Source organism: Marinobacter sp. EhC06 (assembly GCF_001650915.1).
Classification (GTDB): domain Bacteria; phylum Pseudomonadota; class Gammaproteobacteria; order Pseudomonadales; family Oleiphilaceae; genus Marinobacter.
Genome location: NZ_LXYO01000001.1, coordinates 166,658 through 183,680, shown reverse-complemented (window position 1 = coordinate 183,680; position 17,023 = coordinate 166,658). Strand labels below are relative to the sequence as shown.

The following is a 17,023-nucleotide window of genomic DNA, read 5'->3' as shown; positions in this document are numbered from 1 at the left end:
CGATAGCGTTTGCTGTCGGGGTTTTTGTTTTTACGGCCAGCAAGCCGGGTCGTTTGGTTGTCGACGCTTAACCGGTTCGGGTTTCTGGTGGAAATAGGATTCCTTAATCTCTATAATTGGCGCGATTTTGGGTACGTCTGGCACTCCGTTTCTCATGGTTTTTCTGGGCCGCAGGTGTCGGACGTTACGAATCCATTGAAAAGTTTCTGATGATTGGATGAGGCTAATGATCAAGATCAAAAAAGGCCTGGATCTTCCCATCAGCGGCGCTCCCGAACAGACCATTACAGACGGCAAACCCGTTCGCCACGTGGCGTTGATCGGTTTTGACTACATCGGCATGAAGCCGACGATGGCTGTGAAAGAGGGGGACCGTGTCAAGCGCGGTACGCTGCTGTTCACGGACAAGAAGACCGAAGGCGTTCGTTATACGTCACCCGCCGCTGGCGTGGTGAAAGAGATTAACCGTGGTGAGCGTCGGGTATTCCAGTCGATCGTTATCGAAATCGATGGCGATGAGGCTGAGACCTTTGCCCGCTACACCGAAGCGGATCTTGCCGGCCTGGAACGCCAGCAGGTGGTTGATAATCTTGTGGAATCCGGTTTGTGGACGGCGTTCAAGACGCGCCCCTACAGCAAGGTTCCGGAGATCGACTCCGCCCCTCACTCCATTTTCGTGTCGGTTATGGACACCAATCCGCTGGCTGCGGACCCGACGGTGATCATTGGCGAGAACAGCCAGGCGTTTGAAAAAGGCCTTACGCTTCTCACCAAGCTTACTACGGGCAAAGTGTTTGTTACCGGCAAGCCCGGATCCAACGTGGCGGTACCCAAATCTGACGCTGTTGAGGTGCACCAGTTTGATGGCAAGCATCCGGCGGGCAACGTTGGTACCCATATCCATCATCTGGATCCGGTATCCGGCAGCAAGACGGTCTGGAGCATCAATTATCAGGACGTCATCGACATCGCCAAACTGTTCGAATCCGGAGAGGTTCCGGTGGAGCGTATTGTCGCGATTGGTGGCCCCAAGGCCCTGAAGCCTCGCCTGGTTCGTACCCGTCTGGGTGCCAGCCTCGAGGAACTTCTGGAGGGCGAAGTTGCCACAGACTGCGAGATCCGGGCGATTTCGGGCTCTGTTTTCGGTGGTCGTCGCGGCGATGGCCCCTGCGCCTACCTTGGACGGTTTGCCAATCAGGTATCCGTACTAGAAGAAGGCAACAAGCGCGAGTTCATGGGTTGGCTGTCTCCGGGCCCCAACAGATTCTCGGTGCTCAATATCTATCTGTCCAAGCTGACCAGTGGCAAGCTTTTCAACTTCACCACCACTACCAACGGTAGTGAGCGGGCAATGGTTCCGGTAGGAGCCTACGAGCAGATCATGCCTCTGGATATTCTCCCGACGCAATTGCTTCGTTCGCTGATCGTCGGCGACACAGAGATGGCGCAGAAGCTTGGCGCGCTGGAGTTGGATGAAGAAGATCTGGCGCTGTGCACGTTTGTGTGCCCCGGCAAATATGAATACGGTCCGATTCTCCGCGAGAACCTGACCCGAATCGAGATCGAGGGCTAATACGATGGCTATCAGACAGTTTCTCGATGGAATCGAGCATCACTTTGAAAAGGGTGGCAAGTACGAGCGCTGGTACGCTCTGTATGAGGCCGTGGATACCATTTTCTACACTCCCGGCAAGGTAACCTCAACCACTGCCCATGTGCGTGACGGCGTTGACCTCAAGCGCATCATGATCACGGTGTGGTTGTGTACTTTCCCGGCGATGTTCTTCGGTATGTGGAACATCGGCTACCAGGCCAACAGTTTCCTGGCTTCCAATCCGGATGCCATGGTCGCTGACGGCGGCCTGCGGACTGCGTTTATTCAGGCACTTGCCATCACCGGTGCCGGTGCTGGTGTATGGGATAATTTCGTTTACGGCATGGCCTACTTCGTGCCCATTTACTTCGTGACCTTCGTGGTCGGTGGTTTCTGGGAAGTGCTGTTCGCCACCGTGCGTCGTCACGAAGTGAACGAAGGCTTCTTCGTTACATCGGTGCTCTTTGCACTGATCTGCCCGCCCACCATCCCGCTCTGGCAGGTGGCCCTGGGTATCACTTTCGGTGTCGTAATCGGTAAGGAAGTGTTTGGCGGTACCGGCAAGAACTTCCTGAACCCGGCCCTGACCGGTCGTGCGTTTCTGTACTTTGCCTATCCGGCTCAGATTTCCGGTGACACAGTGTGGACCGCGGTTGATGGGTTCAGTGGCGCCACGGCGCTGAGCTGGGCCGCAAGCGGCGGTCTTGAAGCCCTGGAAGCACAGATCGGCTGGATGAGCGCATTCATGGGCACTATTCAGGGTTCCATGGGTGAAACCTCAACGTTGGCGGTGCTGATCGGCGGTCTGATCCTGTTGGCCATGAAGATCGCCAGCTACCGGATCGTCGGTGGTGTACTGATCGGTATGATCGGCATGTCCCTGCTGCTGAACATTATCGGGTCAGAAACTAATCCGATGTTTGCGATTCCGGCGCACTGGCACCTGGTTATGGGTGGTTTTGCCTTCGGTATGATGTTCATGGCGACCGATCCCGTTTCTGCGGCGATGACCAATACCGGCCGCTGGTGCTTCGGCATACTGGTGGGCGTGATGACCGTCCTGATCCGCGTGATCAACCCCGCCTTCCCGGAAGGCATCATGCTGGCCATCCTGTTCGCTAACCTGTTCGCGCCGCTGATGGACCATTACGTGGTTCAGGCCAACATCAAACGGAGGCTTGCACGTGGCTAAAGCTAAAGAAACTGTCTCCCGCACGCTGGTCGTTGCGCTGGTGCTGAGTATCGTGTTCTCTGTCGTGGTATCCACGGCAGCAGTTCTGCTTCGCCCGGCCCAGATCCAGAACCAGAACCTGGATATCAAGACCAATATTCTGTCTGCGGCCGGCATGCTGGAATCTGGCTCCAGCGCTGAGCAGATCGAAGAGGCGTTCGCACGCTTTGACGTCCGGCTGGTCGATCTGGACACGGGTGAATTCGTCGAGCCTTCTGACGTGGGTGTCCAGGACCCCATGAAGTACGACATGTACAAGGCTGCTTCGGACCCCCAGATGTCCACCAACATTCCGTCTTCTGAAGACAAGGCCGGTATCAAGCGCCGTCCGAATGTTGCCAAGGTCTACACCATGAGTGAAAACGGCCAGATCAACCGCGTGGTTCTTCCGATCCACGGCTACGGGCTCTGGTCAACGCTGTATGGCTTCATTTCCCTTGAGGGCGATCTGAACACTATCGAGGGTCTCGGGTTCTATGCTCATGCAGAAACCCCGGGTCTCGGTGGTGAGGTGGACAACCCGCGTTGGAAACGCCAGTGGGTTGGCAAGGAGGTCTACAATGAAGACCGTTCCGAGCCTCAGGTGCGCCTGGTCAAGGGCGGTGTAAGCTCAGACGCCCAGGACAAGGAGCACAAGGTTGATGCTCTCTCTGGCGCGACGCTGACAAGCCGCGGTGTTGAGCAACTGGTCAACTACTGGATGGGCGACCGCGGGTACGCGCCGTTCCTGCAAAAACTTCGTGAAGGGGAGGTCTGATCATGGCAGATGCATCAGCCAAACAGGTTCTCTTCGAACCGATCTTCAGCAATAACCCGATTGCCCTGCAGATCCTGGGCATTTGTTCAGCGCTGGCGGTTACCACCAGCATGAACGTTACACTTGTTATGTGCGCGGCGGTTATTGCCGTCACCGCATTTTCGAACCTGGCAGTATCCCTGGTTCGCACCCAGATTCCGGGCAGCATCCGGATCATCGTGCAGATGACCATTATCGCCTCTCTGGTAATCGTGGTTGACCAGGTGCTCAAGGCCTATGCCTACGAGATTTCCAAGCAGCTCTCGGTGTTCGTTGGTCTGATTATCACCAACTGCATCGTTATGGGCCGCGCGGAAGGCTTCGCCATGAAGAACGGCCCCTGGCTGAGCTTCCTGGACGGCGTTGGTAACGGTCTGGGCTACTCCGTACTCCTGATCTTCGTTGCCTTCTTCCGCGAGCTTCTGGGTGCCGGCTCCCTGTTCGGTGTTTCCCTGATGCCGGTGGTCAACGAAGGTGGCTGGTACATTCCGAACGGTCTGTTGTTGCTGCCGCCGAGTGCGTTCTTCATTATCGGCCTGGCAATCTGGGGTCTGCGGACCTGGAAGCCGGAGCAGGTTGAAGAGCCGGACTATAAAATGTCCCGCCATGTTGCCAAGGAGGCCTTCTGATGGAACATTATATCAGCTTGATTCTGAAGGCTGTTTTCGTTGAAAACATGGCGCTGGCCTTCTTCCTGGGGATGTGCACCTTCCTGGCCATCTCGAAGAAGATCGAGGCCGCAACGGGCCTTGGCATTGCCGTCGTGGTTGTGCTCACTGTCACCGTTCCGGTGAACAACCTTCTGTACAACAGCATTCTGCGTGAAGGGGCCCTTGACTGGGCAGGTCTGCCGAACGTTGACCTGAGCTTTCTCGGATTGCTGACGTATATCGGTGTAATCGCGGCAATTGTCCAGATCATGGAAATGGTACTGGACAAGTATATCCCGGCGCTCTACGCCGCTCTGGGTGTGTTCCTGCCACTGATTACCGTGAACTGCGCCATTCTGGGTGCCTCGCTGTTCATGGTGGAGCGTGACTACACCTTTGGCGAGAGTGTGGTGTATGGCTTCGGCGCCGGCCTCGGCTGGGCCCTGGCAATCATTGCCCTGGCGGGGATTCGCGAGAAGCTGAAGTACAGTGACGTTCCGGAAGGCCTGCGCGGTCTGGGTATCACCTTCATTACTGTTGGTCTGATGTCCCTGGGCTTCATGTCCTTCTCCGGCATCTCACTGTAACTCACCCGGTGATTCGGTTTAACGAAAAGGCGAGACCATGAATACAGAAATTATTCTCGGCGTGGTCATGTTCACCGTTATCGTTCTGGCCCTGGTCGCAGTGATTCTTGCGGCCCGGTCCAGGCTGGTAAGCACCGGTGATGTGACCATTGAGATCAACGATGATCCCGAACACACGCTGAAGACCGAAGCCGGCGGCAAGCTGCTCGGTACTCTGGCGAACAGTGGTATTTTCCTGTCATCTGCCTGTGGTGGCGGCGGTACCTGTGCGCAGTGCAAGTGCAAGGTCCTGGAAGGTGGCGGTGCCATGCTGCCTACGGAAAAGACCCACTTCACCAATCGTGAAGAGAAAGAGGGCTGGCGCCTGTCCTGCCAGGTTCCTGTAAAACAGGACATGAAGGTTGAAGTGCCGGAAGAGTTCTTCGGCGTCAAGAAGTGGGAATGCGAGGTTGTCTCCAACCACAACGTGGCCACCTTCATCAAGGAGCTGGTGCTCAAGCTGCCGGAAGGCGAGGAAGTTGACTTCCGGGCCGGCGGTTACGTCCAGCTCGAGTGTCCTCCCTACGAGATCGACTTCAAGGATTTCGATATCGAGGAAGAGTTCCACGAAGATTGGGACAAGCACAACATCTGGCGCTACAAGGCGGTCAACAAGGAAGAGACCATCCGGGCCTATTCCATGGCGAACTACCCGGAAGAGAAGGGTGTTCTCAAGTTCAACATCCGTATCGCGACGCCGCCTCCAGGCACTGACCACAATCCGGGCATCATGTCCAGCTACGTGTTCAACCTGAAGCCGGGAGACAAGGTCACCGTGATGGGGCCGTTCGGTGAGTTCTTCGCCAAGAAGACTGACGCTGAAATGGTGTTTATCGGTGGTGGTGCCGGTATGGCGCCCATGCGTTCCCACATCTTCGATCAGCTCAAGCGCCTGAACTCCAAGCGCAAGATCAGCTTCTGGTACGGTGCCCGAAGCGTTCGAGAGATGTTCTACGTGGAAGATTTCGACGGGCTGCAGGAAGAGAACGACAACTTCGAGTGGCACGTTGCGCTTTCCGACGCATTGCCCGAGGATAACTGGGAAGGGCCTACCGGCTTCATCCATAACGTGTTGTACGAAAACTATCTGAAGGACCACCCGGCTCCGGAAGACTGTGAGTACTACATGTGTGGGCCCCCAATCATGAACGCCTCCTGCATCAAGATGCTCAAGGATCTTGGTGTTGAGGATGAAAACATCATGCTGGATGACTTTGGAGGCTAAGCAGTCCTGATGACATCCCGCATGGTACGACCCGCCAGGGTGGCCCTGGCCAGCGCTTTTACAGCGCTGGTCTTTGCCGTTCTGGCGGGTTGTTCGTTTCAGCCAGAAGAAAAAATCTGGGAAATCTCCGGGCCTGTTTTCGGCACCAGTTATCACATTAATGTCGTATTGACCGAGGATCAGGCCAGGCTTGAAACTCTGGCCAGTGGCATTGACGAGGTGTTGGAAAGCGTTGACGCGTCAATGTCGACCTGGCGTGACGATTCGGAGCTGTCCCTTTTCAATCAACGGACCGACCAATCCGATTGGATTCCCGTCTCAGCCGGGTTGTTCGAGGTTCTCAAGAAAGCCCAAGAGATCTCGACGATGACCGGCGGCGCCTTTGATGTAACGATCGGGCCGGTTGTGAATCTGTGGGGGTTCGGGCCCCAGGCACGGCCGGAACAGATTCCGTCGGAAGAATCGCTTGCCAATGCTCTTGCCGCCACCGGCTTCGAAAAGCTCGAGCTTCGGGCAGATCCGCCCGCGGTGCGTGCGACACCAGCGCAATATGTGGATCTGTCGGCTATTGCCAAAGGTTATGGTGTGGACGCGGTAGCCCGCTTCCTGGAAAGTGAAGGCGTAGAGGCCTATCTGGTGGAGATCGGCGGAGAGGTTCGGGTCAATGGCCGAAAACCGGATGGCAGCACCTGGCGCCTGGCCATCGAACAGCCGGTGTCCGAGGGACGTGAGGTAAACCGGGTGGTGGCGCTGGAATCACGCGCTATGGCAACATCGGGCGATTATCGTAACTATTACGAATCGGAAGGGCGTCGCTATTCCCATACAATAGATCCCGCTACTGGTGAGCCGATTGCGCACAAGCTGGCATCGGTCACCGTTATCGCGGACGACTGTATGACGGCAGATGCTCTGGCGACTGGCTTTAATGTGATGGGCTACGAGCGGGCCAATGAACTCGCGGTGAGGGAAAATATCCCGGCCTATTTTATTGTCAGGACGGAAGAAGGCTTCGAGACGCACCAGACTCCGGCTTTTTCGTCCTACGTGACTCAATGAGGGGAGGGCAACATGGGTACCTTTCTTTTGGTTTTGTTTATTGTAGTGCTGCTGGTTGCAGCCATGTCCATCGGCGTAATTCTGGGGCGCAAGCCCATCAGTGGAACCTGCGGCGGGATTGGCGCGCTCGGTATCAGCCAGTCCTGTGATATCTGCGGTGGTAATACCCAGAAGTGCGAAGAAGAAAACGAGCGGTTGGCCAACGAAGGTAAAGAGCCCGAGGCTCTGGCTTACGACGCCAGCAAGACGAGCAAGCACTGATCTGTTTCTGACAATTACAATCATCTTTTCACGACGTAGATAAGGAGTCACTGCGCGCATGGCAGAACATCATTACGACGTCGTCGTTATCGGCGCCGGTCCGTCCGGCGAAGGCGCGGCGATGAATGCGACGAAACACGGCAAGCGTGTCGCGATCATCGAGGATAAGCCTACCGTCGGCGGTAACTGCACTCACTGGGGTACTATCCCGTCCAAGGCACTGCGTCATTCCGTCAAACAGATCATTACCTTCAACACCAACCAGATGTTCCGGGACATTGGCGAGCCTCGCTGGTTCTCCTTCCCCCGTGTGCTTCAGAACGCCCAGAAGGTTATTGGCAAACAGGTTAAACTCCGGACCCAGTTTTATTCCCGTAATCGGGTCGATCTCATCAACGGTCGGGCCTTTTTCATCGACCAGAACCGTATTGAAGTCCGTGGCAGCAAGTCCTCGGAAACCCTGCATTTCAAACAGGCGATCATTGCGACCGGCTCCAGGCCCTATCTGCCGCCGGACGTGGATTTTCGCCACCACCGAATCTACAACTCAGACACCATTCTGAACCTTTCCCATACTCCCAGAACCCTGATTATCTATGGCGCTGGCGTTATTGGTTCAGAATATGCCTCGATTTTTGCCGGGTTGGGCGTGAAAGTGGATCTGATCAACCCGGGTAGCCGGCTGTTGTCCTTCCTGGATGACGAGATCTCGGACGCCCTGAGTTACCATCTGCGCAATAACGGTGTTCTGGTACGCCACAACGAGCAGTATGAGTCGGTTGTGGGTGATGACCATGGTGTAGTGCTGTCGCTACAGTCCGGCAAGAAAATCCGCGCAGATGCATTCCTGTGGTGCAACGGGCGCAGTGGCAACACCGAGAAACTGGGTCTGGAGAATATTGGTCTGGTGCCCAACGGCCGCGGCCAACTGGCCGTCGACGAGCATTACCGCACCGAGGTGGAAAACATCTACGCTGCGGGCGATGTAATCGGCTGGCCGAGTCTGGCAAGCGCCGCCTACGACCAGGGTCGCTCGGCATCCTCGGATATCGTTGACGATGAGTACTTCCGCTTTGTGTCAGATGTGCCGACCGGGATCTACACCATTCCGGAAATCAGTTCCGTTGGCAAAACCGAGCGTGAATTGACCGAAGCCAAGGTGCCCTACGAGGTTGGACAGGCGTTCTTCAAGGATCTTGCCCGTGCGCAGATCACCGGAGAAGCGGTAGGCATGCTGAAAATCCTGTTCCATCGGGAGACCCGCCAGATTCTGGGTATCCACTGTTTCGGTGACCAGGCGGCAGAAATCGTCCACATCGGCCAGGCCATAATGAATCAGCAAGGGGAGGCTAACTCTCTGAACTACTTCATTAACACCACGTTCAACTACCCGACCATGGCGGAAGCCTACCGGGTTGCCGCATTGAATGGCCTGAACAGAATTTTCTAGGCTGTCTACGAAAAAGGGGCCAGATGAAAATGCTCATCTGACCCCTTTTTATTTTTCAATCTGCTGGTTTCAGCCCGCTGACATGGCCTCCTGGTTGGCCGACACGCCTTCGTGACTCTGTGGTAAAGACAGTGCCGATCTGGCCCGGTTATCAAAAAACATACGGGTGCTTGTCGGATAATCGGTAATGATGCTGTCCACCCCCATCTCTTCCAGTTGCAGCATGTCGTGAATCCGGTTCACCGTCCACGTAGACACATGCATTCCCCGGCGATGGGCCTGTTCAACCAGCGTTTTCGAGCAAAGCTTCCAGTTGATGCAGAGGTATTCGCAGCCAAGTCGGTTCGCCATGCTCAACGGTCGGGGAAACTTCCGTTCTGTGACCAGGCCAATGCGAATGTTCCTGTTTCGCCGCCGGATCTGTTTCAGAAACCAGGTGTCGGAAGAGGTTATGGCCACCGTCTGGTACAGGTTGCGGTGCTGTATAACCTCCGTCAGCCGATTGCTGAGAATATTCAGCCGCTGACGTGTGTCCTTCTTGACTTCCAGTTGCAGGTGTTCGAGGTCGTCGAACTGGTCCAGCAGGTCTTCCAGCGCAGGAATTCCGGTGGGTGTCGGCCAGGAGCTGGTGTTTCTGCGCGCATCCATGGCTGCCAGCTCGGCGGCGGTGTATTGGCTGATGCTGCCTTTCTGGCTGGTGGTGCGGTCTACTGAAAGGTCATGCACCAGAACCGGCTTGCCGTCCTTCGAAAGCACCAGATCCAGCTCGAAATGCCGGATGCCATGCCGATAAGCATGAATAAAACCGGGAAGGGTGTTTTCTGGTGCCTCTCCCTTTGCGCCTCTGTGTCCGTAGACAATCATTCCGCTGTGTCATCCTTCAGCCGTTGGTAAATGGCCTGGCGCTTCTTCCAGGTGTCGTGGCAAAGGCGAATGTCTTCCAGATACGCCGGAAGTTCGTGCATGAGCAGCGCCTGGGGCCCATCCACAAGCGCTTTTTCCGGTTTGGGGTGGAAATCCACCAGCACCATGTTGGCACCGGCTATCACGCCCTGTGCCGTTGCGTGCATCACATCCAGAATGCCATCGGGAGACTGTTCGCGGCTGCCAACGGAGTGGGAGGGGTCTACACACACCGGCATACGGGTGAGGCGCTTGACTGCCGGAACATGGGCGAAATCCACCATGTTCCGGTGGGGTTGGCCGGCCTCGGTTTTCATACCCCTCAGGCAGAAGATCACGTTGGCGTTGCCTTCGCTGGCCAGATACTCGGCGGCGTTGAGGGACTCATTAAGAGTGATCCCGAACCCACGCTTGAGCAGTACCGGATAAGTGCTCTGGCGGCCAATGGCCTTCAGCAGTTCGAAGTTCTGGGTATTACGGGTGCCCACCTGCAGCATCACGCCGGTAGGGCGGCCGAGCTTTTCGAGGCAAGTGTCGATTTCCTCAATGTGGCTCTCGTGGGTGATTTCCATGGCGATTACCTTGATGCCATGCTTGCCCGCCTTCTCGAACACCCAGGGCAGGCAGCCCTTGCCGTGGCCCTGGAACGAGTAGGGGTTGGTGCGGGGCTTGTAAGCGCCCATTCGGGTGCACACCTCGCCATTGTCTTCCAGAGCCTGCATCATCATGTCGACATGCTCGGGCACATCGACGGCGCACAGGCCCGCAAAAATGTTCAGATTGGACTGATTAAACTCCACACCGTTGTAGGCGAAGCCGCTTTGCCGGCGATCATCCCGGTGGCGACCGAGAATGCGGTAGTCATCCGAGATGCGAATAGCCCGTTCAACCGCAGGTAGCGCCTCGATTTCTTCCTTGTTAAGGGGCTTGGTGTCCCCGAGAAGATAAATCTCGGTCAGCCTCTGGGTAGCACCTTGAACCTCATGAACCCGAACCGAGACGTTCGGAAGATTCTCGAGGTAGTGCATGGTCTGTCGGTATTCTTCGCTGTCCAGAGCGGTATTCGGATGAAGAATGGCTAACATACGGTCTCCTTTTAAGAACCGGCGTCCTCTGCCCGGTGCCGCGCCTGCATGAATTCCCGGTGATTAAGGTGCAGCAGGTCTGCCATGCGGCGAATAAGGTGTTCTTCGTACTTGTCGATGCGACCGTCCGCGAAGGCCACCCGCCAGATGCTCTCCAGCAGGGCCTGTTTGCCCTCCTGGTCCAGGCACTCGTTGATCTGCCCGGTAAACTCATAGAGCGACGTGGCATCGTCTGCGTGGCTCAGGGCATCCTGAAGAATCTCTTCGGCCTCTGCCCGGGTGACCTGGTGCGCTTTCACCGCGCCATCGACGATGGCCTGCAGCTCGCGCTCATCTTCATGCTGGTCGATCCGTGAAACCTGAACCATCAAGGCAGTTGCAGCCACGGCCAATTGATGAGAATCCGGTTTCTCGCTTTCAGCTTCCGGTGCTGCAAACAGTTTTTTCAGGCTTTCGATCATGATCGGACAGTCCTACTCCTGCGTTCGAATTCAGTTGAGCAGTCAGGCGGCCTTGGCCAGCTGCCGGACCCGGTTTTCCAGTTCTATCTGGTCGGCTGTGAACCGGCGAATGCCATCGGCCAGTTTCTCGGTGGCCATGGCGTCTTCATTGGATTCCCAGCGGAACAGCTTCTCGTCGATGGTGCCAAACTGATCCGGTGAGCTGGCGGTGTCGGCGACCAGTCGACGCGGCAGGTCACCCTGGTCGTCCTGCAACTCCTGCAGCAGGGCAGGGCTTATGGTGAGGCGGTCGCAGCCTGCCAGCATTTCGATTTCGCCGGTATTTCTGAAACTGGCTCCCATCACCACCGTGTTAAAGCCGTTGGCCTTGTAGTAATTGTAGATGCGGGAGACTGAAAGCACCCCTGGATCTTCTGCCGCCGGGTAGCTGTCTCGGCCAGTGCTGGCCAGGTGCCAGTCCAGAATCCGACCGACAAAGGGCGAAATCAGGAAGGCGCCGGCCTGGGCGCAGGCGGCAGCCTGGATGAAAGAAAACAGCAGCGTAAGGTTGCAGCGAATCCCTTCCTTCTCCAGTTGCTCGGCGGCACGGATGCCCTCCCAGGTGGAAGCAATCTTGATCAGCACCCGGCTGGTGTCGACACCTTGCTTGTCATACAGCTCAACCAGACGGCGAGCGCGCTCAAGAGTGCCGACAGTGTCGAAGGACAACCGGGCATCCACCTCGGTGGAAACTACCCCGGGAATGAGGTTCAGGATTTCACGGCCGGCAAGTACGGCCAGCATATCGGTGGCCATGGTCAGCTGCTCGGCGTCTGAGCCGCCATGCCTGCGTGCCTCGGCCACAGCCTTGTCCAGCATAGGGCGATACGCGTCAGAGGCGGCAGCCTTGAGCAGCAAGGATGGATTGGTGGTGGCATCTTCCGGCCGCCACTTCCCAATGGCTTCGATATCGCCGGTATCGGCCACTACTGTGGTCATGGTCTTCAGTTGGTCGAGCTTGCTGGTCATTCGTCCTGTCGTCCCGGTTGATCTGTTATTGGTGCGCCCGAATCCCGGGCGCTGGCTATATGCCTACAATAACGGGCCGCTCTGACAGGAACAAGACAACAAAAGGTATGGTAGCCATTGCATGCGATTAAGCTTCGGCAATCTCCGGCGCCGCCGGCTCACGCACCTTTTCCAGAGCAGTCTCGATAACTTCCAGACCAGCGCCGGATTTATGGGCGTTTTCGCTGATATAGCGGCGGAACTGTCGTCCGCCAGGCTGGCCATGGAACAGGCCCAGAAGGTGTCTGGACATGTGGGTCAGGAACACGCCCCGCTCAAGCTCGCTCTGGATAAACGGGAGCATGGCCCGAAGCGCCTGATGCCGGCTCTGCACCGGCGCAGACTGCCCGAAAAACTGCGGGTCAACGCCTGCCAGGAGCCAGGGGTTGTGGTACGCCTCCCGACCCAGCATCACGCCGTCGGTGTGCCGAAGATGCTCATGACACTCCTCGAAGGTCTTGATGCCGCCGTTGATGATGATCTCCAGGTGCGGGTATTTCGCTTTCAGCCGGTAAACCCAATCATATTTCAACGGCGGGACCTCCCTGTTCTCCTTGGGGCTCAGGCCCTCAAGAATCGCGATCCGGGCGTGCACGATAAACGTCCGGCAGCCAGCGTCCGACACTTTTTCCACGAATTCGCAGAGATCGTCCCAGGATTCACGGCCATCAATACCGATCCGGTGCTTAACGGTGACAGGCAGGTCGGTTGCCTCAATCATGGCACGTACACCCTCCGCCACCTTGTCCGGGTGGCCCATCAGGCAGGCGCCAATCATTTTGTTCTGAACCCGATCACTGGGGCAACCGACATTCAGGTTGACCTCATCAAACCCGTATTGCTGAGCCAGCCTGGCGCAGTGGGCAAGTTCGCCGGCATCGCTGCCGCCAAGCTGCAGGGCCAGCGGGTACTCTGCCTCGTCATGGCGCAGAAAACGTGCCGTATCGCCATGGATCAGCGCGCCGGTGGTTACCATTTCGGTGTAGAGCAGGGTATGCCTGCTAAGCTGGCGCGCCAGATAACGGTAATGACTGGTGGTCCAGTCCATCATCGGGGCCACGCAGAAGCGGCGGGAGAGGCCGGATTCGTTCATTGCGGCGGCGTGTGATGGTAGTGCTGGCATTACGGTTACCTGATTGACTGAAAAAATCGTGTACGACGTACGTTTCCGAGTGCGGGATAGTTTAACAGGGTTGGCCGGTTGATTTCCTTAGGGCTTTGGCGAAACGGCTAATCCATGTCCTCGAGCAGCGCTTCGCAAACCGGAAATCGGGAGTGATCAAAGGAATCCGGATGGAGAAGGAAGTTACCCGCTGTCAGTCTCAAAACAAAGAAGAATGAGTCTCCCCCTGATCTTCCTAGAACACGCTCTGGAATGCTGGCATCACGGCGAACGACGGTGCCAGTAAACTGAACGGTTTGGTCTGCAAGAGGAAGGTTATCGTTCAGGATATCGATATCGAAAATTGAGCCATGAAAACCATGGCGCAACGCGAGAATGGCGTCCATGCCATCGCTCTCTGGTTCGGCCATAACAACGAACAGTTCGCTGTTGCGGGTAAGATCAAGAAGTTCACTGCTCCGAAGAGTCAATGCCTCTGTGCAATCTGGATAGATTTCCATATGCGCATTTAACCAGCCAGCGGAGCCAGTCGTTGAAAATGTCAGGAAGGTTGCCAGGAACGTTAAAAGTGCAGCGGCCTTTACAGGCCATGTATAGTTCATAACGCGTTCCTTGCGTTGGAGTTTGCAAACAAAAGGTGTGATAAACGCAATGTACAGAAAACGTTGATCGGATTCATCTGGCAGTGATCTCGAAAGGAAAAGTAACCTTGATCAAATCCATATTCGTTACCGGTGCAGGTGCCGGAATTGGCCTGGAAACAGCGCGTCTGTTCGCCTCAAAAGGTTGGTTTGTCGGCGCAGCAGACCGGGATCAAAAAGCGCTCGAGAGTCTGCAGGCCGAGCTGGGTGAGAGAGTATGCTCTACTCATATCGTCGATGTGACTGATGAAAAGGCTGTCGCTGGGGCCCTGTCAGAATTCGCTGAATTAACCGGGGGAACCATCGATGCGCTGCACAACAACGCCGGCATTTTGAGAGTAGGTCCCTTTGAAAGCATTGATATTGCTGACCATCGCGCGATCGTTGAAATCAATGTGATTGGCCTGATGAATGTTCTGTACGCTGCCTTTCCTTACCTCAAGGCTGCCTCCGGTGCGGTGGTTGTGAACATGAGTTCGGCCTCAGCGGCATATGGAACTCCGGATTTCGCCTCCTATTCGGCCAGCAAGCACGCGGTTCGAGCCATGACAGAGGCCCTGGACATCGAATGGGAAGTGCATGGGATTCGCGTCTGCGACCTGATGCCGCCCTTTGTGAATACGGGGATGGTTCAGGCCAATGCCGGAGCGTCGCGTTTGTTCGATAGCCTGGGGGTTAACCTGGTGCCGTCTGAGGTTGCCGCTGAGGTCTGGAAGCAGGTGTGCTCACCGCAACTTCACAGGCCGGTTTCCAATCAGTTCAAAATCCTCTGGCCGATTGCCCGCTCGTCGCCGACGGCAGTGACTCGTGCCGTAATGAAAAAGCTGCGCCGGAGTTAATAACTATGCCCCTGATGGTACAGGCCCTTTTGCCCGTATTTGTGCTGATCATGCTCGGGCATGTGTTCCGCCGGATTGACTTTCCGGGTGGTGATTTCTGGCCTCAGGCGGAGCGGTTTACCTACTACGTGCTGTTCCCGGCCATGCTGGTTTTCAAGCTGGGGCAGGCCCGGTTGCCGGCCTCCGCCTATGGCGACATTGCCTTGCTGATCGGTACCATGCTGATTGCGATGACGCTGGTCCTGGCATTTGCACAGTGGTTCTGGCGCTGGTCTGGTCCGGTTTTCTCTTCCGTTTACCAGGGGAGTATCCGGTTCAATTCCTACGTGGGTCTGGCCGCGGGTGGCATGCTGCTGGGGGATCAGGGCCTTTCACTCACGGCGATTGCGGTGGCCATCATGGTGCCGTTGCTGAACCTGCTTTGCATACTGATGTTTTCGCTGGTGGCCACGGAAGGGCCGGTGAGGTTGGTGCCGGTTTTCAAGGCGATCGTGACCAATCCGCTGATTGTGGGCTCGGTGATTGGTGTTTTCTGGAGTTTCTTCGAAATCGGGTTTCATCCGCTGATCGGCGGTATTCTAGAGCCTCTCAGCAATCTGGCGTTGCCGATGGGGCTGATGACGGTCGGTGCCGGGCTTCAACTGAAAGCTCTGCGCGGTGCTTCCCTACCGTTTATTGTGTCATCCGCGCTGAAGCTGGTTGGGTTTCCGATGATGACTGCCGGGCTGGCAATGTTGCTGGGTCTTGAGGGCCTGATGGTGCAGGTGGCGATTCTGCTGGCGGCGCTTCCCACGGCCACCTCAGCCTATATTCTGGCCCGGCAGCTTGGCGGTGATGCCCCCTTGATGGCGGGCATCATCAGTGGCCAGACCTTGCTGGCCATCGTCACTATTCCGTTAATGCTCAGTATCCTCTGGTAGGCACTTGAGCACCGCGTCGACAATGCTTTGCTGGAAGTTGTTGTAACCCTCGGGCGTGGCTTCGATGTCGGTGGCCAGAGGGTCCCAGGTGCTGAAGGTAACGTCCAGGTTCTCGGTGATCGAGCGCCACCACTGCCGGTTGAACTGCGGTTCGGTCAGCAGGCAGGGGTGGTTGGCGTTGCGCAGCTTTTCCTGAACCTCTGCGATATGGCGTGCCCCCGGCGAGAGCTCCGGGTTGAGCGTAAGAACGCCTTCGAGTTTCAGGCCATAGTGTTCGGCAAACCGGGTAAAGGCGTCGTGGTAGGCGAATAGGCTGATGTCATGTGCCGGCGCAAGACGGTCGCGAATGCTGGCATCGGTTTCCCGAACGCTGACTTTGAACTGCTCGAAATTTTCGTTCAATGCGGCAGCATCAACGCCTTCCTGTGCCGAGAGGGCCTCCCGGATCGTTTCGGCCATTTCGATGGCCAATTCGGGATCCAGCCAGATGTGCGGATCCTCACCGTCACCATGATCATGGCCGTGCCCGTGGCTGTCGTTGTGGTGCTCTTCTTCCTTCGCCTCTTCCTGATGAGCGTGGCCATGATGGTCGTCCGCGTGTTCATCGTGACCGTGCTCGTCGTGGGTATCTTCCCCGGACTCTTGCTCAGCATCCATGAGTGCGACCGTTCGGTTGCTGAATTCCGGGCCGGCCAGTAGGCGATTGAGGAAAGTTTCCATGTCGGGGCCTACCCAGAAAATGACGTCGGCGTTTTCCAGTGCCCGACGCTGGGATGGCTTCATGTTGTAGTTGTGGGGGCTGGAGCCAGGCGGAACGAGGCTCGTTGTCTGCATGTCTTCCGTGGCGATCGCGCTGACAATCAGCTCAACCGGTTTGATGGAAGCAACAATACGGGTCTCGGCCTGCAGAGCGCCGCTGATCAAAAGGGTGCCGGCACCGAGTGCCAGAGAAAGTGCTTTTCCGGGAACGCGCATGATAAATCAGATCCTGCGATGCAATTTGTAATGTTATAATATAACAAACGAGCCGAACGGCGGCAAAAGAAACTTTCCGCGGGTGCTTTGCGGTGCGCTCGTTAACTTCCTGATCATGCGAAACCTGACGATGGCCG

The 17,023-nt window shown here is 56.5% G+C and carries 18 protein-coding genes; 11 read left to right on the top strand and 7 right to left on the bottom strand.

The features are described 5' to 3' along the window. Positions 1-226 precede the first annotated feature (226 nt). From A8B84_RS00800 to sthA, 9 genes are read left to right on the top strand one after another with little or no spacing between them, the layout of a single operon-like run. Positions 227-1,573 carry a Na(+)-translocating NADH-quinone reductase subunit A gene (locus tag A8B84_RS00800; protein ID WP_064228851.1) on the top strand — a complete coding sequence of 449 codons (1,347 nt, stop codon included), beginning with the start codon at positions 227-229 and terminating at the stop codon, positions 1,571-1,573. 4 nt (positions 1,574-1,577) lie between these two features. Next, positions 1,578-2,786 carry an NADH:ubiquinone reductase (Na(+)-transporting) subunit B gene (locus tag A8B84_RS00795; RefSeq protein ID WP_064228852.1) on the top strand — a complete coding sequence of 403 codons (1,209 nt, stop codon included), beginning with the start codon at positions 1,578-1,580 and terminating at the stop codon, positions 2,784-2,786. Next, a complete protein-coding gene (locus tag A8B84_RS00790) occupies positions 2,779-3,582 on the top strand; it encodes a Na(+)-translocating NADH-quinone reductase subunit C (RefSeq protein WP_064228853.1) in 804 nt (267 codons plus the stop codon). Before A8B84_RS00795 ends, A8B84_RS00790 begins: the two co-directional genes overlap by 8 nt. A 2-nt stretch (positions 3,583-3,584) precedes the next feature. Continuing rightward, entirely contained in the window at positions 3,585-4,250 is a 666-nt protein-coding gene (locus tag A8B84_RS00785; protein ID WP_008175066.1) for an NADH:ubiquinone reductase (Na(+)-transporting) subunit D, read from the top strand. Further along, a complete protein-coding gene (nqrE, locus tag A8B84_RS00780) occupies positions 4,250-4,858 on the top strand; it encodes an NADH:ubiquinone reductase (Na(+)-transporting) subunit E (protein ID WP_064228854.1) in 609 nt (202 codons plus the stop codon). Before A8B84_RS00785 ends, nqrE begins: the two co-directional genes overlap by 1 nt. Positions 4,859-4,895: 37 nt before the next feature. Further along, positions 4,896-6,122, top strand: coding sequence for an NADH:ubiquinone reductase (Na(+)-transporting) subunit F (nqrF, locus tag A8B84_RS00775; RefSeq protein WP_014577567.1), 1,227 nt, complete (start codon positions 4,896-4,898; stop codon positions 6,120-6,122). A gap of 9 nt (positions 6,123-6,131) precedes the next feature. Next, complete coding sequence (locus A8B84_RS00770) at positions 6,132-7,181, top strand: FAD:protein FMN transferase (RefSeq protein ID WP_064228855.1); 1,050 nt, start codon at positions 6,132-6,134, stop codon at positions 7,179-7,181. 12 nt (positions 7,182-7,193) lie between these two features. Beyond that, positions 7,194-7,442, top strand: coding sequence for a (Na+)-NQR maturation NqrM (gene nqrM, locus A8B84_RS00765; RefSeq protein ID WP_064228856.1), 249 nt, complete (start codon positions 7,194-7,196; stop codon positions 7,440-7,442). A gap of 58 nt (positions 7,443-7,500) precedes the next feature. Further along, positions 7,501-8,892, top strand: a complete 1,392-nt coding sequence (gene sthA / locus A8B84_RS00760) for a Si-specific NAD(P)(+) transhydrogenase (RefSeq protein ID WP_064228857.1) — start codon at positions 7,501-7,503, stop codon at positions 8,890-8,892. A 69-nt stretch (positions 8,893-8,961) separates the two neighbouring features. Here sthA and A8B84_RS00755 read toward each other — a convergent pair whose 3' ends face one another. From A8B84_RS00755 to A8B84_RS00730, 6 genes are all read right to left on the bottom strand, one after another. After that, on the bottom strand, positions 8,962-9,756 hold the full coding sequence (locus A8B84_RS00755) for a glycerophosphodiester phosphodiesterase (protein ID WP_064228858.1): 795 nt from the start codon (positions 9,754-9,756) through the stop codon (positions 8,962-8,964). Continuing rightward, entirely contained in the window at positions 9,753-10,880 is a 1,128-nt protein-coding gene (locus tag A8B84_RS00750) for a 3-deoxy-7-phosphoheptulonate synthase (protein ID WP_064228859.1), read from the bottom strand. The genes A8B84_RS00755 and A8B84_RS00750 overlap by 4 nt, the downstream gene beginning before the upstream one ends. 11 nt (positions 10,881-10,891) lie before the next feature. Next, positions 10,892-11,341, bottom strand: coding sequence for a TerB family tellurite resistance protein (locus A8B84_RS00745; RefSeq protein WP_064228860.1), 450 nt, complete (start codon positions 11,339-11,341; stop codon positions 10,892-10,894). Between the two features lie 42 nt (positions 11,342-11,383). Beyond that, complete coding sequence (gene tal / locus A8B84_RS00740) at positions 11,384-12,349, bottom strand: transaldolase (protein ID WP_064228861.1); 966 nt, start codon at positions 12,347-12,349, stop codon at positions 11,384-11,386. Positions 12,350-12,476: 127 nt separating this feature from the next. After that, entirely contained in the window at positions 12,477-13,511 is a 1,035-nt protein-coding gene (dusA, locus tag A8B84_RS00735; protein ID WP_064228862.1) for a tRNA dihydrouridine(20/20a) synthase DusA, read from the bottom strand. 107 nt (positions 13,512-13,618) lie between these two features. Then, positions 13,619-14,113 carry a hypothetical protein gene (locus A8B84_RS00730; protein WP_064228863.1) on the bottom strand — a complete coding sequence of 165 codons (495 nt, stop codon included), beginning with the start codon at positions 14,111-14,113 and terminating at the stop codon, positions 13,619-13,621. A 107-nt stretch (positions 14,114-14,220) separates the two neighbouring features. Between A8B84_RS00730 and A8B84_RS00725 the strand changes: the two genes are divergently transcribed. Together A8B84_RS00725 and A8B84_RS00720 are read left to right on the top strand one after the other, a co-directional pair. Beyond that, positions 14,221-14,991 carry an SDR family oxidoreductase gene (locus tag A8B84_RS00725; protein ID WP_201257841.1) on the top strand — a complete coding sequence of 257 codons (771 nt, stop codon included), beginning with the start codon at positions 14,221-14,223 and terminating at the stop codon, positions 14,989-14,991. A gap of 5 nt (positions 14,992-14,996) precedes the next feature. Next, complete coding sequence (locus tag A8B84_RS00720; RefSeq protein ID WP_064228864.1) at positions 14,997-15,911, top strand: AEC family transporter; 915 nt, start codon at positions 14,997-14,999, stop codon at positions 15,909-15,911. Here the strand turns inward: A8B84_RS00720 and A8B84_RS00715 are convergent. Continuing rightward, complete coding sequence (locus A8B84_RS00715; protein ID WP_064228865.1) at positions 15,888-16,886, bottom strand: zinc ABC transporter substrate-binding protein; 999 nt, start codon at positions 16,884-16,886, stop codon at positions 15,888-15,890. The two genes, A8B84_RS00720 and A8B84_RS00715, sit on opposite strands and share 24 nt — an antisense overlap. Positions 16,887-17,023 lie beyond the last annotated feature (137 nt).

What these genes read in the sequence shown, in the direction of transcription:
- A8B84_RS00730 (WP_064228863.1), bottom strand. Translation starts at nt 14,113, where the DNA reads ATGAACTATACATGGCCTGTAAAGGCCGCTGCACTTTTAACGTTCCTG.
- A8B84_RS00770 (WP_064228855.1), top strand. Translation starts at nt 6,132, where the DNA reads ATGACATCCCGCATGGTACGACCCGCCAGGGTGGCCCTGGCCAGCGCT.
- tal (WP_064228861.1), bottom strand. Translation starts at nt 12,349, where the DNA reads ATGACCAGCAAGCTCGACCAACTGAAGACCATGACCACAGTAGTGGCC.
- nqrM (WP_064228856.1), top strand. Translation starts at nt 7,194, where the DNA reads ATGGGTACCTTTCTTTTGGTTTTGTTTATTGTAGTGCTGCTGGTTGCA.
- A8B84_RS00750 (WP_064228859.1), bottom strand. Translation starts at nt 10,880, where the DNA reads ATGTTAGCCATTCTTCATCCGAATACCGCTCTGGACAGCGAAGAATAC.
- A8B84_RS00715 (WP_064228865.1), bottom strand. Translation starts at nt 16,886, where the DNA reads ATGCGCGTTCCCGGAAAAGCACTTTCTCTGGCACTCGGTGCCGGCACC.
- A8B84_RS00755 (WP_064228858.1), bottom strand. Translation starts at nt 9,756, where the DNA reads ATGATTGTCTACGGACACAGAGGCGCAAAGGGAGAGGCACCAGAAAAC.
- nqrF (WP_014577567.1), top strand. Translation starts at nt 4,896, where the DNA reads ATGAATACAGAAATTATTCTCGGCGTGGTCATGTTCACCGTTATCGTT.
- A8B84_RS00785 (WP_008175066.1), top strand. Translation starts at nt 3,585, where the DNA reads ATGGCAGATGCATCAGCCAAACAGGTTCTCTTCGAACCGATCTTCAGC.
- A8B84_RS00720 (WP_064228864.1), top strand. Translation starts at nt 14,997, where the DNA reads ATGCCCCTGATGGTACAGGCCCTTTTGCCCGTATTTGTGCTGATCATG.
- nqrE (WP_064228854.1), top strand. Translation starts at nt 4,250, where the DNA reads ATGGAACATTATATCAGCTTGATTCTGAAGGCTGTTTTCGTTGAAAAC.
- A8B84_RS00745 (WP_064228860.1), bottom strand. Translation starts at nt 11,341, where the DNA reads ATGATCGAAAGCCTGAAAAAACTGTTTGCAGCACCGGAAGCTGAAAGC.
- dusA (WP_064228862.1), bottom strand. Translation starts at nt 13,511, where the DNA reads ATGCCAGCACTACCATCACACGCCGCCGCAATGAACGAATCCGGCCTC.
- sthA (WP_064228857.1), top strand. Translation starts at nt 7,501, where the DNA reads ATGGCAGAACATCATTACGACGTCGTCGTTATCGGCGCCGGTCCGTCC.
- A8B84_RS00795 (WP_064228852.1), top strand. Translation starts at nt 1,578, where the DNA reads ATGGCTATCAGACAGTTTCTCGATGGAATCGAGCATCACTTTGAAAAG.
- A8B84_RS00800 (WP_064228851.1), top strand. Translation starts at nt 227, where the DNA reads ATGATCAAGATCAAAAAAGGCCTGGATCTTCCCATCAGCGGCGCTCCC.